The organism is Campylobacter hepaticus, from assembly GCF_001687475.2.
GTDB lineage: Bacteria > Campylobacterota > Campylobacteria > Campylobacterales > Campylobacteraceae > Campylobacter_D > Campylobacter_D hepaticus.
This window is the reverse complement of sequence record NZ_CP031611.1, coordinates 1,269,417-1,286,406: the sequence shown is the minus strand read 5'-3', so window position 1 is coordinate 1,286,406 and position 16,990 is coordinate 1,269,417. Positions and strand designations below refer to the sequence as shown.

The 16,990-nt window shown below is 28.8% G+C and carries 11 protein-coding genes, 6 tRNA genes and 2 pseudogenes; 5 read left to right on the top strand and 14 right to left on the bottom strand.

The genetic code is table 11. The annotated features are described in order from the left end of the window. Window positions 1–95: 95 nt before the first annotated feature. Window positions 96–1,088 (top strand): annotated as a pseudogene (locus tag A2J15_RS06315) (SU10 major capsid protein). 165 nt (window positions 1,089–1,253) lie between these two features. Here the strand turns inward: A2J15_RS06315 and cas2 are convergent. The 13 genes and pseudogenes from cas2 to recA all read right to left on the bottom strand — a co-directional run bounded on the left by cas2 (window position 1,254) and on the right by recA (window position 10,433). Then, entirely contained in the window at window positions 1,254–1,679 is a 426-nt protein-coding gene (gene cas2, locus A2J15_RS06310) for a CRISPR-associated endonuclease Cas2 (RefSeq protein ID WP_066777447.1), read from the bottom strand. Then, window positions 1,666–2,568, bottom strand: coding sequence for a type II CRISPR-associated endonuclease Cas1 (cas1, locus tag A2J15_RS06305; RefSeq protein ID WP_066777444.1), 903 nt, complete (start codon window positions 2,566–2,568; stop codon window positions 1,666–1,668). Before cas1 ends, cas2 begins: the two co-directional genes overlap by 14 nt. Then, window positions 2,558–5,560, bottom strand: a pseudogene (cas9, locus tag A2J15_RS06300) (type II CRISPR RNA-guided endonuclease Cas9). The gene cas1 and the pseudogene cas9 overlap by 11 nt, the downstream one beginning before the upstream one ends. A 236-nt stretch (window positions 5,561–5,796) precedes the next feature. Further along, window positions 5,797–6,012 (bottom strand): hypothetical protein, encoded by a 216-nt coding sequence (locus A2J15_RS07795; RefSeq protein WP_227655908.1) that lies wholly within the window; start codon window positions 6,010–6,012, stop codon window positions 5,797–5,799. 626 nt (window positions 6,013–6,638) lie between these two features. Next, window positions 6,639–6,723 (bottom strand) — tRNA-Leu (locus A2J15_RS06290). Window positions 6,724–6,727: 4 nt separating this feature from the next. Continuing rightward, window positions 6,728–6,804 (bottom strand) — tRNA-Arg (locus A2J15_RS06285). 13 nt (window positions 6,805–6,817) lie between these two features. After that, window positions 6,818–6,894 (bottom strand) — tRNA-Arg (locus A2J15_RS06280). 6 nt (window positions 6,895–6,900) lie between these two features. Further along, window positions 6,901–6,977 (bottom strand) — tRNA-His (locus A2J15_RS06275). A gap of 19 nt (window positions 6,978–6,996) precedes the next feature. Beyond that, window positions 6,997–7,074, bottom strand: a tRNA-Pro gene (locus A2J15_RS06270). Between the two features lie 159 nt (window positions 7,075–7,233). Continuing rightward, complete coding sequence (cgpA, locus tag A2J15_RS06265) at window positions 7,234–7,893, bottom strand: glycoprotein CgpA (protein ID WP_066777442.1); 660 nt, start codon at window positions 7,891–7,893, stop codon at window positions 7,234–7,236. Further along, window positions 7,883–8,086 (bottom strand): hypothetical protein, encoded by a 204-nt coding sequence (locus tag A2J15_RS06260; RefSeq protein ID WP_066777440.1) that lies wholly within the window; start codon window positions 8,084–8,086, stop codon window positions 7,883–7,885. Before A2J15_RS06260 ends, cgpA begins: the two co-directional genes overlap by 11 nt. A 65-nt stretch (window positions 8,087–8,151) precedes the next feature. Then, window positions 8,152–9,396, bottom strand: a complete 1,245-nt coding sequence (eno, locus tag A2J15_RS06255; RefSeq protein ID WP_066777438.1) for a phosphopyruvate hydratase — start codon at window positions 9,394–9,396, stop codon at window positions 8,152–8,154. Window positions 9,397–9,398: 2 nt separating this feature from the next. Further along, window positions 9,399–10,433 (bottom strand): recombinase RecA, encoded by a 1,035-nt coding sequence (gene recA, locus A2J15_RS06250; RefSeq protein ID WP_066777435.1) that lies wholly within the window; start codon window positions 10,431–10,433, stop codon window positions 9,399–9,401. 111 nt (window positions 10,434–10,544) lie between these two features. Here recA and A2J15_RS06245 point away from each other — a divergent pair, with 111 nt between their 5' ends. The 4 genes from A2J15_RS06245 to A2J15_RS06230 all read left to right on the top strand — a co-directional run bounded on the left by A2J15_RS06245 (window position 10,545) and on the right by A2J15_RS06230 (window position 16,647). Beyond that, entirely contained in the window at window positions 10,545–11,405 is an 861-nt protein-coding gene (locus A2J15_RS06245) for a menaquinone biosynthesis family protein (protein ID WP_066777431.1), read from the top strand. Between the two features lie 11 nt (window positions 11,406–11,416). Beyond that, complete coding sequence (gene fliQ / locus A2J15_RS06240; RefSeq protein ID WP_066777426.1) at window positions 11,417–11,686, top strand: flagellar biosynthesis protein FliQ; 270 nt, start codon at window positions 11,417–11,419, stop codon at window positions 11,684–11,686. After that, complete coding sequence (locus A2J15_RS06235) at window positions 11,683–12,459, top strand: UDP-N-acetylmuramate dehydrogenase (RefSeq protein WP_066777423.1); 777 nt, start codon at window positions 11,683–11,685, stop codon at window positions 12,457–12,459. Before fliQ ends, A2J15_RS06235 begins: the two co-directional genes overlap by 4 nt. A gap of 234 nt (window positions 12,460–12,693) precedes the next feature. Continuing rightward, window positions 12,694–16,647, top strand: a complete 3,954-nt coding sequence (locus A2J15_RS06230; RefSeq protein WP_116980506.1) for an autotransporter outer membrane beta-barrel domain-containing protein — start codon at window positions 12,694–12,696, stop codon at window positions 16,645–16,647. 243 nt (window positions 16,648–16,890) lie between these two features. Here A2J15_RS06230 and A2J15_RS06225 read toward each other — a convergent pair. Beyond that, window positions 16,891–16,980: transfer RNA gene (locus A2J15_RS06225), tRNA-Ser, on the bottom strand. Window positions 16,981–16,990: the final 10 nt, after the last annotated feature.

Genomic DNA, 16,990 nt, shown 5'->3' with positions numbered 1-16,990 from the left:
GTTTAAAAAAATATCTAAATTATTTCAAAACACACTATTTTTGAAATAGTCATTTTTGGAAAAATCCTTAAAAATAAACTAAGGAGAATTCAAAAATGGCTTTACCTTCAATGGGACATACAGCACCCGCAACACAAAATGTTAAGTTAAAACAATCAGTATATGAAACGATTATTAAAGTTGGAGCTACTGAAACACCAATTTTAATAAAATAGGCACTTCAAAAGTTACAAATCCTTTAACCCATAGTTGGCTTACAGACACTTTTGAAGAACCAAAGAAAAACGCAAATCTAGAATTGAGCAAATTTGTAGGGGAAACAAAAAACACTGCTCAAAAAACTACCAATGCTACTCAAATTTTTATCACAGAAGTTATGGTGTCAAAAGCCTTAAAAGCTAATCAGTATGGCGGCAATGAGATGGAATATCAAATCGGCAAAAAAACTAAAGAGCATAAAATGGATATAGAATATGCTTTATTTGGTTTAGGCAGAGATAATGATGTAAAAAAATCGGTTTTTAAAGATTATATTCAAGCGCAAGAAGCAACAAGTGGAGAAATGGCGGGTATTTTTCACTATGTAGCCAAAAGGGAATAGTAGATTTGCAGGTGGAAATCGTGGAAATGTACTAGCTTTTGATGAAGCAGGAGACTGGAGCGGAACTGCAACTGAACTTACAGAAGATAAACTTAATCAAATCTTACAAAATATTTGGAATAGCGGGGTCACACCTAAAGATGTATTTTTAGGAGCAGATCTAAAAGGAGCTATTAATAAATTTGCTACAAGAATTTTAGGTAATGAAACAAAATTGGTAGGTCAAGTAATAAGTCTTGAGACAGATTTTGGGACAGTAAATTTTCACATGCATAGATTATTAAGTCCTAAATATGGTCTGGGAGATGTTTTAATAGCAGGTGATTTTCAATATATGAAACACGGACTTTATATTCCTACTATCATTGAAGATGTAACAACTGATATTACTGCAAAGGCGAAAAGATTTTACACGCAAAGTACTTTAGAAGTAAGAAATGCAGACGCTTTTTGTATTGGCGTTGGTTTTGTTTTAGTCTCTTTTTAAACTTCTTTATGGTAAAATACACTTTTATCAAATAAAGAAAATTAGATGTTTTTCTATGGAAAAAGATCTAAAATTATGTTATAATTCTTACTAGAGAAATTTAAAAAGAGACTAAAATAAGTGGTTTTTGGTTATCCACGCAGGGTTACAATCCCTTTAAAACCATTAAAATTCAAATAAACTAGCTTGTATAAACTTAGTTTTTTTCTTTTCTTTACTTATTTTTTCATTGTAATATTTAAATTCTTTGCTTTTTTCATCATATTCAAATAAAACTAAATTTTTATTATCATTTATTTTTTCATTAAAAGAAGTTCCACCTAAAAGGATTTGCATATTGTCAAATTGTTTTTCTGTTATGGTTAAAACTCTTATATTTCCATAAGGTGGTAGAATTCTTTGTATAGATTTTATCGTTGTTTTTGCTGAAACTGATCCTTTGCAAATTTTAACATACACACTAAATTGCATCATAAAAAATCCAAGCTTTATTAATGAGGTTCTAAATTTATTTGCGTTTTTTTGATCCTTTTTGCTTTTGGTGGGCATATCAAACATCAACAAAACTCTCATAAATTTATCTTCTATCATACAAATTTACCATCATAAGTTCATCATCTTCTAATAAAGCATTTTTAAAATTTTGAACATAGAAATTTATAGCCCTGTTTAAGGGGTAAGATTTATTTTCAAATACCACTTCTTCTTGTAAAACACCAATTAATTTTTGTTTTGCTTGCTTGTCTAAAAATTCACTATCCTTTGTATCTTTTAACTTAAATACACACAAGTCAATCAATGGTCTAAAAACTTCTATCAAATCATCACAAAGATTAAAATCATTGTAAATATTATCATGTTTTATACCCTGCCATGGCAAAAGTCCGCTTATACAAATAGCTCTAATGATAAGTGATCTTATAATAGCATAACCATAATTTAATCCTGAATTTATAAAACATATATCATTTCTTGTAAAATCTTTACCAAATAAAGTTTTAAAATATAAAGCAGCTGCGGTTGATTCTAAGTTTTTAGAGTCGTTTAAATTTACATTCTTAGCCATATTTAAAAGTTCTTTAGCTTCTTTAGAATGATTGGCGATTTTTAAAATATAAGCTTGATTTGAAATTTTGTTTTTAATAATCTTTTGCCATAAAATTGCTTTTCTTTGCAAACTCACTCCAATTTGTTTTTTAGCTATTTTTGCACTTATAAAATGCCCTAAAAATGGAGAAAAAATTCCATTTATATTATGAGATTGATCACAGGTTAAAAGTATAATTTTATATTTAGCTAAAGCACTAAGCAAGCTTGAAGTAATACTTGCTTGTAAAGATTCTAATACAACAAAATTAATGTCTTTTAAAAAAATTCTAGCCTCTTTATCATCTTGTTTTATTACAAGATGATTTAACTCGAGGCTTAGTTTTGCCTTATTTGCAATCAATACACTTTTAAAAGCTTCATCATAAGCCATTTTTTTTACTTGATTTTAAAGAAATATTTTTTCTTGGCTGAAAATCTGCTTTTATTTTATCTCCAAGAGGAGTTATAATATATTTTTCAAATATTTTTAATCTTTGAATTCCTAAACCTTTAACCTTGACGTTTCCTTCTTTTACATTAGAAAACAACAATTTTTGATTAGATGTTAAATTTTCAAATTTATTATCATGTTTTTCAATACAAATACTACAGCCACCAATATCAAAACTATTATAATAAGCAAATTCAGCTTCTTGCATATTTTTTTTCTGCAACAAAATCAAATCATTTTTATATAATGAAAAACAAAATTCGTAACTTTCATCTATTTCTTTCCATGGTTTTGGATTTTTATTTTTATCTTTACCAGAGACTACTATTTTACTTGGTAAAATTCCTAAGGCAAAATCCATAGTATAAATAGGTATGGCATAAAATTTGTTTTGCTTTTTAAAGATATCAACCCTTACCATAGTAACATTTTTAACATATTTTGTGCCTATTTTCCTTATTTTTCTACAATCTAATGCTATATTTAAACCTTCTTTAGAATTATATTCTTTAATCATTTTATATTCAGAATAAAAAGTTTCTTCATGTAAAGCACCTCTTGCTCTTTTTCTAGGTGGTTTTGAAACAAATACTTCATCTATTTTACTTAAAATTTTTTCTCTAAATCCTTCAAAAGGTTCAAAAAATTTAGCTTGATGCTTATAATTATCGCTTGTAAGCTCTTTAGCATAAAGTCTTGCTTTTAAAAGCTCTTGATTTTTCTTAAAATCAGAAAAAGCTTTTATGATTGAATTTGTACTATAAGCAACTATAATAGCATCAAGTGCGTGATGAAGATAGTTGTTTCTATCTTTTTGTGAAAAACCCCAAGTGTGTCTTAAAACAGATGTAAGCATACCATTGACAGTTTGAACGTGGATTTTACTTCCTTTTTCTCCGCTTTTTAAATTAGTATTTTCATTTTCATTTAAAGGTAAAAAATTTAAATATTGTGTTGTATATTTAGCTATTAAGCTTGCAATATATCTTGTGTCATTTAAATTTCTATTAATAAAATCTTGTTGTTTATCTTTAAAATTTTCATCTAAAATTTTACTTTTCTTTTGATAAGGAAGGTTTTGAGCTAATGTTTGAATTGTATTCCATTTTTCTACATTTTTTCCAAAAGCTTCAAAAGGAGTTTTGTTAAGTTTTTCTTGATTTTCTTTAGTAAAAACCAAAACCTTATTTCTAAATGAATTATCAAAACTTCTTGAGTAAGGATATATATGATCAAGCTCTAAAGCTTTTTCATCTTTTAAATGTTCTATGGATATTTTCTTTCCGCTATAAATACAAATTTCTTTTTGTTCTTTCCATAGTTTTAATTTTAAAATATTTTTAGCATTTGTTTTAAGCCCCATATTATCACACTCATTTAAAGCCCATGTATTGATGGCCTGATTTTCTTTTTGTTCTTTTTCTATTTTTTCTTTTACCTTCTTGCTAAGTCCTACATCTCTTGCTAATTCTAAATGAATTTTATGCACTTTCCCATATTTTTTAAGTAAAGCATTTAAGACTTTTCTATACTCACTTATAGCTCTATTGACAATAGGATTAGCAAGCTCATAAGCAAATATACTATCGCAAAAAGCCGGAAGGAAATCTTGCTTTTGATTAATTGTTTTTGGTTTTAAATTTGCAATTTCACATGCTTGATCATATTTTTTTCCTTCTCTCGTCAAAGGAAGTATCATACTAAGTGCTTTAAAACTAAGATTGATATGATCATTAAATTCAATTTCTAGTAAATTATTGATTTGCTCATTGCTTAAATTATATTTTTCTAAAGCAGTTTTTAGCTTTACATTATCTTTTATTAAAGTAATATATGTAGATATTTGATCTAGTTCTTGCCTATTAAAAGAGTGTTCCCCTAGGGCTTTTTTAAAATCAACTAATTTTTTAAAATCAACTAATTTTGCATTTTCTTCATTATCCTTGTCATAGTTAAGACTTTTAAAATTAATGCTTTCGTGTAGATTGATGTAAGATCTAAATTTTTCATAAGTAATGCTTCCTTTATCTAAGATATGATTTAAAATTTCATTTATTGTTTGGGCTGATATAAGCTCTGCACTTATTTTTTCTAAACTTTTTAATTCATTAACAATCTTAGTTAAAGCCACAAATTCCCAAGCACTATATGAATTTTTACAAGCTCTTTTTTCTTCCTCAAAAAAAAGTACAAGTTCCCACCAAGTGTGAAAAATCTTTTAATGGTCTTTGAAAAAATGCAACTTGTATAACTTCTTTGATAAAGTCATTGCTATAACTATAACCAAATTCTCTTTGTTTTTCTAAGATTAATTTTAATTATTTTTCTAAATCACTTGCTAAAACACAATTATTGTAATTATCTTTAGTATTGCGGATTTTGGTGAAATCTTTAGTATTTTCTCTATATTTTTGGAAAAATTCTTTATAGAAATATTCTCCAACACTTTGATATTCTTTTAATTTTAAAGCATTATTTTTTAAAATATCTGAAATTTCTCCTTTTTTTCAGTATGGTTTGATTTTTTTTCGTTTTTATTCATGTAACCACGATGTTTTGCTATATGCAAAATCACTCTTGCTAAATCTTTAACTTCTAACTTCTGAGTCAATGCTTTATATCTTAGCTCATAAATGCTTGTTAGCTTACCTTCATAAGCTTTGGGTAGTTCTCCATCATTTGCTATATAATCTTTATAATTTAAATTAAATTCTTTAGCAAGAATATGTTTTATAGCAATTAATCTTAATTTTCTTCTTTTAAGACGCTTTCTAGAACTTCTTAGATTACGTCTAGACAAGGCTAAAGATTCTTTGTTTTTTGGATTTTCAGCTTTTGTAAATATCCTAACCCCGCAATCTTTTAATTCATCATTTTCTAAAAAAGCCCAACCTATAGAATTAATTCCTATATCAAAACCTATAATTTTCATCTCTTCATCCTTAAATAAATATTGTATTTTTTATTACAAAGTTTATAAAAATTAAAGTAAAAGGATAATAAAACAAGCAAGATAACTCTTGTTTTTATAATAAAACTGCTGTAAAACAAATTTGAAATAAAGCGATATTTAGTTGTAGTAAAATCTTTACAATATTTTAAAGTCTTCAATATCTTCATTTAATAAAACACATTTATTGTTTAATATAGTGTATTTATAAAAAATATCTAAATCAAGTCTTGTAAGCTTCTATCTTGCACTTTATCAAGCTTTAAACCCATCATAATATTTTTATTAATCCATTTATTTTTTACTGCATATTTAATCATAAGGCTTAATACTTCTTTAATGGCTTTATTATATGTTTTTGGTTCTAGTGCTTTGTTTTTCATTCCATTATAAAATTCTTGCACCTTATAAAACATAAGCTCATCTAAGTGCATATTTTCTAATGGCTCTAAATATGATTACTAAAAATACTTATTAGATTTCTTGTGTGTCCTTTTTGTTATTGATTTAAGTTTTTTATATTGTAGTTAGTATAAATACTTCAAAAAGATTTTTTATTAAAATGCTAGAATTTAAAGCGTATCCAATACTAAAAAACTTTTTAAACTCATTTTCGTATTCTTTAACTCTTGCAAGCGCTATTCTTATATATTCATTTTAGTTCCAAATGGGGCATAAAGGAATGATAAAAGCGTGTTGCTTTTGTCTTTGTGTCTTTTTAAATACTTTCCTTTTCCTATGGGTATATACAATCCTTTCTATCAACGCTATTTTAACCTTATTATTTTTATTGTATTATAGCGTATTTCAAAGCCTTATAAACTTAATAAAATTATCTTGGGTTGCCTTTTGCTTTAGGGCTTATTTTACCTTTTTTACCGCTAAACTTAAACAGATGAAAAGGACTATTTTATAACTATCCTTTCATCCAGCTACTATTAAAAGTTACATGCTAAAAGGTTACCTTTTTAAAATAATTCAAAATGATACAATGGGACTTCAAAGGTTTCAGGGTAATTTAAGTAAAATCTCTAAAAGTATGGTAAAATAGGATTTATAGTGGTGCGGATGAAAGGACTTGAACCTTCACGCATTGCTGCACCAGATCCTAAGTCTGGCGTGTCTGCCAATTTCACCACATCCGCAAAGTGGTACGCCCAAGAGGATTCGAACCTCTGACCTACGGCTTAGAAGGCCGTTGCTCTATCCAGCTGAGCTATGAACGCATGTAAAAATTGGTGGTACGCCCGATAGGAATCGAACCCACAACCTACAGATCCGAAGTCTGTTGCTCTATCCAGTTGAGCTACGAGCGTTCTCAATGGGGTGAGTGATGGGGATTGAACCCACGACCCTCAGGACCACAATCTGATGCTCTAACCAACTGAGCTACACTCACCATTTATAATTCATAAAAATGGTCGGGGTGAAAGGATTCGAACCTTCGGCCCCTTGGTCCCAAACCAAGTGCGCTAACCAGACTGCGCTACACCCCGATAAAACGGAAATTCTATCAAAAAATAATTCTAAAGTCAAGGATTTTCATCATTTTATTCTTAAAAAAACCCTTATAAAAATTAAAATTCTCAATGTATCATGTTTATATTTTAAATAAAAATATGATACTCAAATCAAATATTAACACAATGATATTATCAAAACAAACTGATCATATAACCTGTAGCATCTTTTTGTATATGATAATAATAAGTCCCATCAAGATAAATCACTAACCTATAATACCCCTTATGTGATCCAAAATCAATACGCTTAAAAATAGAATTACTAAGACGTATATTTTTAGTAGGACTCACAAAACGTGATCTAAAATCAATAACTATTTTATTAGGGTTTCCTACTGAAAGATCAGTAATCATCTCATCAGTAGTAATTAATTTGATTTTATTTTTATAAACTGCATAAGAAATAAAATCATAAATTTTACTCACCTCTAAAGGAATTTCTACATTAGCAGTTATATTAGACTCTTGCTTAGATCCATTTTCAGGTATAGTAACTGAAACATCAAGAACTCTTGAAGGATCAGGGCTTTTAAATCTTGATACGATATAAGTATCATGCCAATCTATACTTTTATTTATATCTAAATCTACCCTGCCTTCACTACCATCTAAATTAATATAATTAAAAGTAATACTTTTTAAAATTCTTGCACTAGAATTAAATTTAACTTCTTCTTTTTGAAACTGAGGTAAAATAGCCAAACTAATATTTTCATCCATTTTAAAAGGATTATCATCTGCATACAATAAACTTAAAAAAATCAAAAATATTCCTAAAATTTTAATTTTCATTGGGATACAATCCTTTTAATTCAAAATAATCTTTTTGTGCTTTAGCATTTTGCTCTTTAAGTAAAAGAATTTTTTTATAAAGCTCTTTTTTAGTATTTTCTAAAGAAAGCAAAGTATCTAAAGAATATTGTCCAAAAAACAAATTACCAAAATAAATCGCTCCAACAACAACCCCAAAAACCCAAAGAATCATTTTAATTACATAAACATAAAAGCTCTTTTTTTTATTGCTTTTATCATATTCTTTAAGTAAATCGCTCAGAGTTTTTCTCCTAAAAATTCATCATTATCAAGCTCAATTTCTAATAAACGATTATATTTAGCCGTTCTTTCTCCTCTTGCTAAAGCACCTGTTTTAATTTGCCCTGTATTCAAAGCTACAGCAAAATCAGCTATAAAAGCATCTTCACTTTCGCCACTTCTATGGCTCATCACACATTTATAATTATTTCTTTGTGCTAAACGCACAGTTCTCATAGTTTGAGTAAGAGTTCCAATTTGATTTGGTTTTATAAGCACTGCATTTGCCATTTTTTTCAGTATACCTTCTTTTAAAATATCTTCATTAGTGACAAACAAATCATCTCCTACAAGCTGAATTTTATGACCTAATTCTTCAGTAAGTTTTATCCAACCTTCAAAGTCATTTTCAGCTAAACCATCTTCTATACTACATATAGGATACCTAGTACAAAGTTCTTTATAATGTTTAATCAAATCTTGACTTGAAAAACTTGTACCTTCTATATGGTATTTTCCATCTTTAAAAAATTCACTGCTTGCTACATCAAGAGCAATTTTTACTTGCTTTTCATAACCTGCTTTTTTAATACAAGTCATTAAAAGATCAATAGGCTCTGTATTGTTTTTTAAATTTGGAGCAAAACCGCCCTCATCACCCAAAGCAGTACCATGACCCAAACAAGCAAGTTCTTTTTTCAAAATAGCATAAATCTCACAAACACAACGTAAAGCTTCTTTAAAACTTGTAAAGCCAAAAGGTATAATCATAAATTCTTGAAAGTCTACATTATTGTTTGCATGTGCTCCCCCATTGATGATATTGCACATAGGAACAGGTAAAACACTTGCATTAACCCCTCCTAAATAACGATATAAAGGTATTTTCAAAGCATTTGCTGCTGCACGTGCTACTGCCATAGATACACCTAAAGTAGCATTAGCTCCTAAACGAGAATAACACCTTGTCCCATCAAGCTCACGTAAAGTATCATCAAGCTTACTTTGATTAAAAGCATCAAATCCTAAAATAGCATCACAAATGATTTCATTCACGTTCAAAACTGCCTTTAAAACACCCTTTCCACCAAATCTTGCATCTTCATCACGAAGTTCTAAAGCTTCCTTAGAACCTGTACTTGCACCACTTGGAACTATAGCTTCTCCTAAACTTCCATCACTTAATACAACTTGAACTTTTACAGTAGGATTTCCCCTACTATCAAGAACTTCATAAGCTCTAAGCTTTTGAATGACTGGCATTATTATTCTTCTCCTTCTTCACTATCTTCACCACCACTAATCATTCCTTCTATACCTATAGAATTTTTAATTGCTTGTGCGATTTCATCTGCTATTTCTGGATTTTCTTTAAGAAAAGCTTTAGAATTTTCTCTACCCTGCCCTAATTTTTTATCTTTATAAGAAAACCATGCTCCACTTTTATCTACTATATCAAGTTTAACACCATAATCTATAAGCTCACCCTCGCAACTTAAACCTTCTCCAAACATCACATCAAATTCAGCTTGTTTAAAAGGCGGTGCAACTTTGTTTTTAACAACTTTTACTTTAACGCGATTACCAATAGGTTCTTCATTTTGCTTTAAAGTAGCCACTTTTCTCACATCTAAACGTACAGAAGCATAAAACTTAAGTGCATTTCCTCCTGTAGTGGTCTCAGGTGTACCATAACCCATAGCACCGATTTTCATACGAATTTGATTGATAAAAACCACAGTAGTATTCATTTTATGCACTATGCCTGTAAGTTTTCTTAAAGCTTGAGACATTAATCTTGCTTGAAGTCCTACATGCTGATCTCCCATATCACCTTCAATCTCAGCTTTTGGAGTAAGAGCTGCAACACTATCTACTACTATAAGATCAATAGCCCCACTTCTTGCTAAAGTTTCTACTATTTCTAAAGCTTGTTCACCAAAATCAGGCTGAGAAACATAAAGATCATCTGTATTAACTCCCAAATTCTTAGCATATTTAACATCAAGCGCATGTTCTGCATCTACAAAAGCACACACTCCTCCTGCTTTTTGACATTGAGCAATAATATGCAAGGTTAAAGTCGTCTTACCTGAGCTTTCAGGTCCATAAATTTCTACAATCCTTCCCTTAGGAACCCCACCTATCCCAAGAGCTAAATCTAATCCAAGAGAACCTGTTGCTATACTATCAATTTGTTCAACTTCCTTATCCCCTAATCTTAAAATCGTCCCTTTTCCAAAAGTTTTATCTAAACTTTTTAAAGCAGCATCTAAAGACTTTTTTTTATTATCATCCATACTTTTCCTTAAAAATTCCATAATAGTATTTTTAGCCAGAATTTTAACAAAAATAAAATTAAATAACGATTTATTTCGCTAAAATAAAATTAAAGATTTAAAGGAAACAAAATGAAAAAAATCACTCTAGCACATTCTCCTGATGCAGACGATATTTTCATGTATATGGCTATTAAACTAGGTTGGACTGGTAATGACTTTAACTATGAAAACACAGCATTAGATATACAAAGCTTAAATGATTTAGCTTTAAAAAATGAATTTGATATTACAGCTATTTCTTTTGCACTTTATCCTTTGATTGCTTTAGAATACGCCCTTTTAAGAACAGCCATAAGTTTTGGTCAAGGCTATGGTCCAAAACTAATAAAGAAAAAAAATACTCACTTAAAAAAAGATTTTAAAGTAGCTTTAAGTGGATTAAATACTACCAATGCCTTAATCTTTCGCATCAAATATCCTCAAGCTAAAATCATTTATAAAAATTTCTTAGACATTGAAAACGCTGTTTTAAATGATGAAGTTGATGCTGGGGTTTTAATCCATGAAAGCATTTTAGATTTTAACCATAATCTTTGCGTAGAAGCCGAAATTTGGGATATATGGCTTGATCTTATTAAAGAAAATCTACCCCTACCTTTAGGTGGAATGGCTTTACGTCGATCCTTGCCTCTTAATGATGCCATTAAAATAGAAAAAGATCTTAGCAATGCAGTCAAACTTGCTGATTCAAATCGCAAAATTTTAATCCCCATGCTAATAGAAAGAAAACTCATCCGCGTTAATGAAGAAAAACTAAATACCTATCTTAATCTTTACGCAAACAAAAACTCTATCAGTTTAAGTCCAACACAAATGCTTGCACTAGATGCACTCTTTAAACTAGGGTATGATTATAAATTTTATGATAAAATTATACATACAAAAGATTATCTTATCCCTAGTGAATACGAACAAGCTAGAAATTCTTAAAAAGGATGAAAATGAATGAAAGCACCTTAGTTGCTCTTGGAGTGCAAACTTTTAAAATCACCTTATTACTCTCTTTACCTATGCTTATTGCAGGACTTGTTGCAGGACTTATAATCAGCATTTTTCAAGCAACCACACAAATTAATGAAATGACTCTTTCTTTTGTTCCTAAAATCATCTTAATTGTTATTGTTTTGATCTTTTTAATGCCTTGGATGACTACAACAATGATTGATTTTACTCAAAATATTATTAATCAAATTCCAACTTTTATCAAATGATTATAGATTTTAAAAAATACTCTTCTATACGTATAGGTACTTGTTTTGAAGTACAAATTTTAGACAAAATCAGCGATTTTGAAGGTTTTTTAATAGGAGGGGCAAACAACTTACTTATAAGCCCTAAACCTAAAAATATAGCTATCTTAGCAGATAATTTTAACTTCATAGAATGTTTAGATCAAAGCAAAGATTTCATACATCTTCGCATAGGATGCAAAACCAAATCAAGCACCATCTATCATTTTGCTAAAAAAAATAATATTTGTGGCTTTGAATACCTTAAAAAAATTCCTGGAACACTAGGGGGTTTGTTAAAAATGAATGCTGGGCTTAAAGACGAATGCATCAGTCAAAATTTATTTAAAATTGCCACCTCTAAGGGTGAAATTCTTAAAGAAAATATAAATTTTGATTACCGTTTTTGTCCTTTAGACTTAGCTTTTTTTTGGGCAGAATTTAAACTCAAATTCGGCTTTGATGCGCATAAAGATCAATACTTACAAAATTTACGCACCAATCAACCCAAAGGAGCAAACTTTGGATCTATTTTTAAAAATCCCAAAAACGATTTTGCAGGGCGTTTAATTGAAGCAGTAGGACTTAAAGGTTTTACTAAAGGAGATGCTATGTTAAGCCAACAACACGCTAATTTTTTAATCAACAAAAAAAATGCAAGCTATGAAGATGCCATTTTTCTTATAGAACTAGCTAGAAAAAAGGTTTTTGAAGAATTTGGTATCATGCTAGAAAACGAAGTTATAATAATATAAATCTTATTCAAATCCCATTTTCATTTAACCCAAAAGCAAAATGATAATCTCATAATAGTTTAATCTTATTTTAAAGATATATTACTTATCATTCGTGTAATTTTTTTGTATTTTGTATTACCTGCAATTTACGCCAAGGAAAAATGATCCATAAAAATATATAAGAAAATTATTTTATTAAAATCATTTTCTTAAAAAGAAATTCTACAATAAAACACTTAAACAGGAGGGACATTGAGAACAAATCCTTTTTCATCTTCCAAAAAACTTATTTTATCTTTAGCTACTATTTCTTGTTTAAGCTCTTTAGCCCTAGCTCAAATTTATGAAGGTTACACTCATATTAATTCTCATCAAACAAATTCAAAAACCATAAGTTCTGGTAAAGGTCAAGACAAATCTGGTCTTATTTGGATAGAAAAAATGGCCAATATAAGAGTTAATAACTCACCAGCTATAAATATTGAAAAAGATGCTAATATTTACCTTTTTTATAATCAAGGAATCATTCAAGCTCAAGGAAATTATTCTAGTATACAAATAGGAATGGATAATGAATTAAATAATGCCACAATAAAGTACTTTTATAATGCAGGAGCTATAGGAGGAAGTAAATTTGGTCTTGCTCTTTATGATAAATTCCCAAAACAAGCTACAATACATCTTTTTACTAATGAAGGTGTATTACAAGGAAATGAAGCAGGAATATTGATTAGAATTAATATAGATACTTTTAATAATGAACAATATATTTATGCTTCTACCAATAACGGTATATGGATAGCACCTAATGTAAATATTAATCATTTTAATAATCAAGGTCTCATATTTGGACAACAAAGAGGTTTAGTTATTAATCAAGCTAATATAGATACTTTTAATAATAAAGGCATTATAGGAGGTGAAAATAATTCAGGTATTAATTTTAAAGATAAAACTAATATAAATACTTTCACCAATGAAGGTCTTATATTTCATAATTCACAATCATCAAATTCAAATGAAAATTATGGAATCTATTTTCAAGGAGAAAATAATGGAAAGATACAATTAGATTCTTTTAAAAACTCAGGTATTATATATGCTTCAAATGGTGATGGTATTTTATTTGAAGGCAAAGATACACAAATAGGAAACTTCATTAATACAGGTATTATTGTAGGTAATCATAGTAATAGTTCTAATAATGCTAGTGTACTTATAGGAAGACCTGATAAAAACCATGGTAATACTACTATAGATCTTTTTTTAAATGAGGGTCTAATAGGAAGTAATATGGCTAAGTATGGGGTTAAGTTTGATAGTGGTAATGATAGCAATGGTGGCAATAACAATCGTCACAAAGCTACAGTCAAACATTTTATCAATACTGCTACCATACAAGCTAAAGACACTGCATTGCATTTAAGTAATACTACTATTACTGATTTCTTAAATATGGATACTATTAAAGCTGAAAATGGCAAAGCCATAGAAACTTTAAAACAAACAAGAATTACTAATTTTATTAATGCTGGGACTATAAAAAGTGAGAGTTCAAGTCAAGAAGCTATTAAGTTTGCACATTCAATTATTGATAATATTCTTAATACAGGAAATATAGAAGGTAAAAAACAAGCTATTATTTTTAATGGTTCAAATGTTAAAAACTTTATCAATAGTGGGACTATTAAGAGTACTAATAACGATCAAAGTAATGCTATAGAAGTAAATGGTAATAGAACTATTAACAATTTCATTAATAGTGGGACTATTTATGGTAATGATACTATTAGATTTAACAAAACAGCAAAAATTAATTATGTTTATAATACAAGTATTATATATGGTGGCAACACAAGTGTACATGTATATGGTGGCAATATTGATCATTTTGTCAATAAAGGCATCATTGCCAATGATAAAACTGTAAATTACGGTGCTGCTATAAAATTAGAAAATGGTGGAACCATAAAACATATAACCAATACAGGTCTTATAGCCTCCAAAAAAGCTGGCATCTCTGTAACTTATGGTAAGTTTGGTACCATTACTTTAGAAGAAGGTAGTATAGTTTATGGAGAACATTTTGGTGTTTGCATAGCACAGTGGCAAAATTTAGATGAACTTATTATAGTTGGAAGCTCTCAAATAGCTAGTGGAATTTATAGTAATCATTATGGAATTTTTTTAGGCACAGGATCTCAAGCTTCTAAAATAGAACTAAAAAATCAAGCTGTAGTTCAAGCAAAACAAAATGCGATTAAATTAGAAAATCAAGCTAATTTAAGCGGACTTAACATTGATAACTCAACAATAAAATCAGGACAAGAAGCTATTTTAAACGCAAAAGGTAAAATAGCAGATATAAATGTAAATAATGGAGCATTAATTCAATCATATTCTAATACAGCTATAAGTAATTTAGGAACTATCGATAAAATAACCATAAGTGGAACAAATACCAAAATTATAGGTGATATTCAAAACAAAGGCACTATAACATCTGGCATAACAATACAAAATGACGCTCAAATACAAGGACAATTAGTCAACGAAGGCACCATAAAAGCTGATGCTAATGGTAAAAGCAGAAAACGCCGCTCCCTTGATGAAAGCCAACAAAGTGATGAAGAAAGCAAAGCAGCTATTCTTATAAAAGAATCAGGACAAATCACTTCAACTAGTGGTAAAGCTGGCATAATAAACAAAGATAAAGGAAAAATAGAAGGTAATATCATAAGCAAAAGTTCAAATACCATTAGCCTAGATAATCAAAATGGTGCCACCATAAGTGGAGGTATAACAAACTCTGGCTCAGGCACCCTAATGCTTAATAACTTTGGCTCTATAGGAACAAATACTGATGGCTATAACATAAGCAATGAAGGAAGTGGTAGTGTTAATATCACTTCTTGGACTATACGTACAGGAAGTAATAATAAACTCCAAACCCTTACAGTAGGAGGAAAAAGTGCTAATTCTGTTATGGTTGGAAACCTTATAGTTGATCAAGGTAATCTTAATATGGATGAACTTAATGATATTAAAAATCTTGTTAAGGGAGTAAGTTTAAATAATATAAAAAAAATAAAAACTAATGGTGGTGGAGAAATGATATTAAACTATGATGCTTTAAGTGGAAAAATCTCTACAGACTTTAATCTTAATGCTTCTATTATAGGAGCAAGCTTTAGATCTTTAAATGCTTCTAGCATTAAAAGAAATGCTTTTGTAGATGGCTTAATGAATAATATGAATTTAAGTTTAACTTTTAATCCTAATCATTTTAATCTTAATACTAATCTTACTTTTAATGAAGATAATTTATATGCTAGTATTAATGATTATATACAAAGTGATATACAAACTTATACTCATGATAATATTAAAGAACATGCCTTAGTTATACTACCTTATTTTTCTTCTCAAAGTGTAGAACTTTCTTTAAATGAAAAAAGTAAAGGACATATTAAAGGTAATATACTTGCTTATTCTACCTTAAAAGAAAGTGGAACTTATAGTTTTTATGCAGGTTATGAAGATACTAAGATGAACTCTTATTATTTTGATGTAAAAAACCGTACTTATTATACAGGTATAAAATATTTTAATACCTTATTTTATACAGACAATAATCAAGAAGTCTATATTAAAGCTCAAGCTAAAGCAGCTTTTATTAAAAATGAGTTCTTAAAGAAAATAGCCAATAATGAAGCTAGTGCTAATCCTAATGCTTATACTTATGGAGGAGGTATAGATTTAGGAATGAATTTTATCTTAGGATCTCATATGCTTACTCCTCAAATAGGTTTAGGTTATGAAGGATCTTATATGCAAGCTTATAGTATAAAAGATATTAAAGGTAGGGCTAGTGTACAAAAAGGAGAAAGAATATATAAAAATATCAATAATCTTTTTTCTACTAAGGCTAGCTTTGCTTATTTTAAAGACTGGTTACCTTATTTAAAGACTTCTATAGAATTAGGAGCTAAACTTTATATGAATACTACTATACATACTAAAGCACGCTTTGGTACTATTAAAGTAGAAGATGAAATAAACTTAGCAAGAATACAAAGATTTGCAAATGCTTCTTTAATACTGCCTTTAAATCAAAGCTTTATTATGAGTATGAATTATAATGCTCAAAATAGTAAAGATGCTACTACTCATACTGCTTATGCTCAATTTAGTTATTTGTGGTAAAAGAATAAGGTATTAAAAGAATAAAGTATAGCTTTAAAAGCTATGCTTTGTTTATATAAAGCATTTAGTTTTTAATAAAAAGTCTTAAAAACTCTTTTAAAACTTTAAAGCTTATCTTTATTTATAAGATTTAATGATAAGATTTTAAATTTAAATCTTAATTGATTAAAGATTATATAAAGAGTAAAAAGGAATTTTAATTGACTTAGAATTTTTATGAAGATAAAAATTAAAAGTTTTAACTGGCGGACAGAGAGGGATTTGAACCCTCGAGACCCGTTAAGATCTGCACCCTTAGCAGGGGTGTGGTTTCAGCCACTCACCCATCTGTCCTAATAAACTA

What these genes read in the sequence shown, in the direction of transcription:
- A2J15_RS06235 (WP_066777423.1), top strand. Translation starts at nt 11,683, where the DNA reads ATGATTATAGATTTTAAAAAATACTCTTCTATACGTATAGGTACTTGT.
- A2J15_RS06260 (WP_066777440.1), bottom strand. Translation starts at nt 8,086, where the DNA reads ATGATTCTTTGGGTTTTTGGGGTTGTTGTTGGAGCGATTTATTTTGGT.
- fliQ (WP_066777426.1), top strand. Translation starts at nt 11,417, where the DNA reads ATGAATGAAAGCACCTTAGTTGCTCTTGGAGTGCAAACTTTTAAAATC.
- A2J15_RS06245 (WP_066777431.1), top strand. Translation starts at nt 10,545, where the DNA reads ATGAAAAAAATCACTCTAGCACATTCTCCTGATGCAGACGATATTTTC.
- recA (WP_066777435.1), bottom strand. Translation starts at nt 10,433, where the DNA reads ATGGATGATAATAAAAAAAAGTCTTTAGATGCTGCTTTAAAAAGTTTA.
- eno (WP_066777438.1), bottom strand. Translation starts at nt 9,396, where the DNA reads ATGCCAGTCATTCAAAAGCTTAGAGCTTATGAAGTTCTTGATAGTAGG.
- cas2 (WP_066777447.1), bottom strand. Translation starts at nt 1,679, where the DNA reads ATGATAGAAGATAAATTTATGAGAGTTTTGTTGATGTTTGATATGCCC.
- cas1 (WP_066777444.1), bottom strand. Translation starts at nt 2,568, where the DNA reads ATGGCTTATGATGAAGCTTTTAAAAGTGTATTGATTGCAAATAAGGCA.
- cgpA (WP_066777442.1), bottom strand. Translation starts at nt 7,893, where the DNA reads ATGAAAATTAAAATTTTAGGAATATTTTTGATTTTTTTAAGTTTATTG.
- A2J15_RS07795 (WP_227655908.1), bottom strand. Translation starts at nt 6,012, where the DNA reads ATGCACTTAGATGAGCTTATGTTTTATAAGGTGCAAGAATTTTATAAT.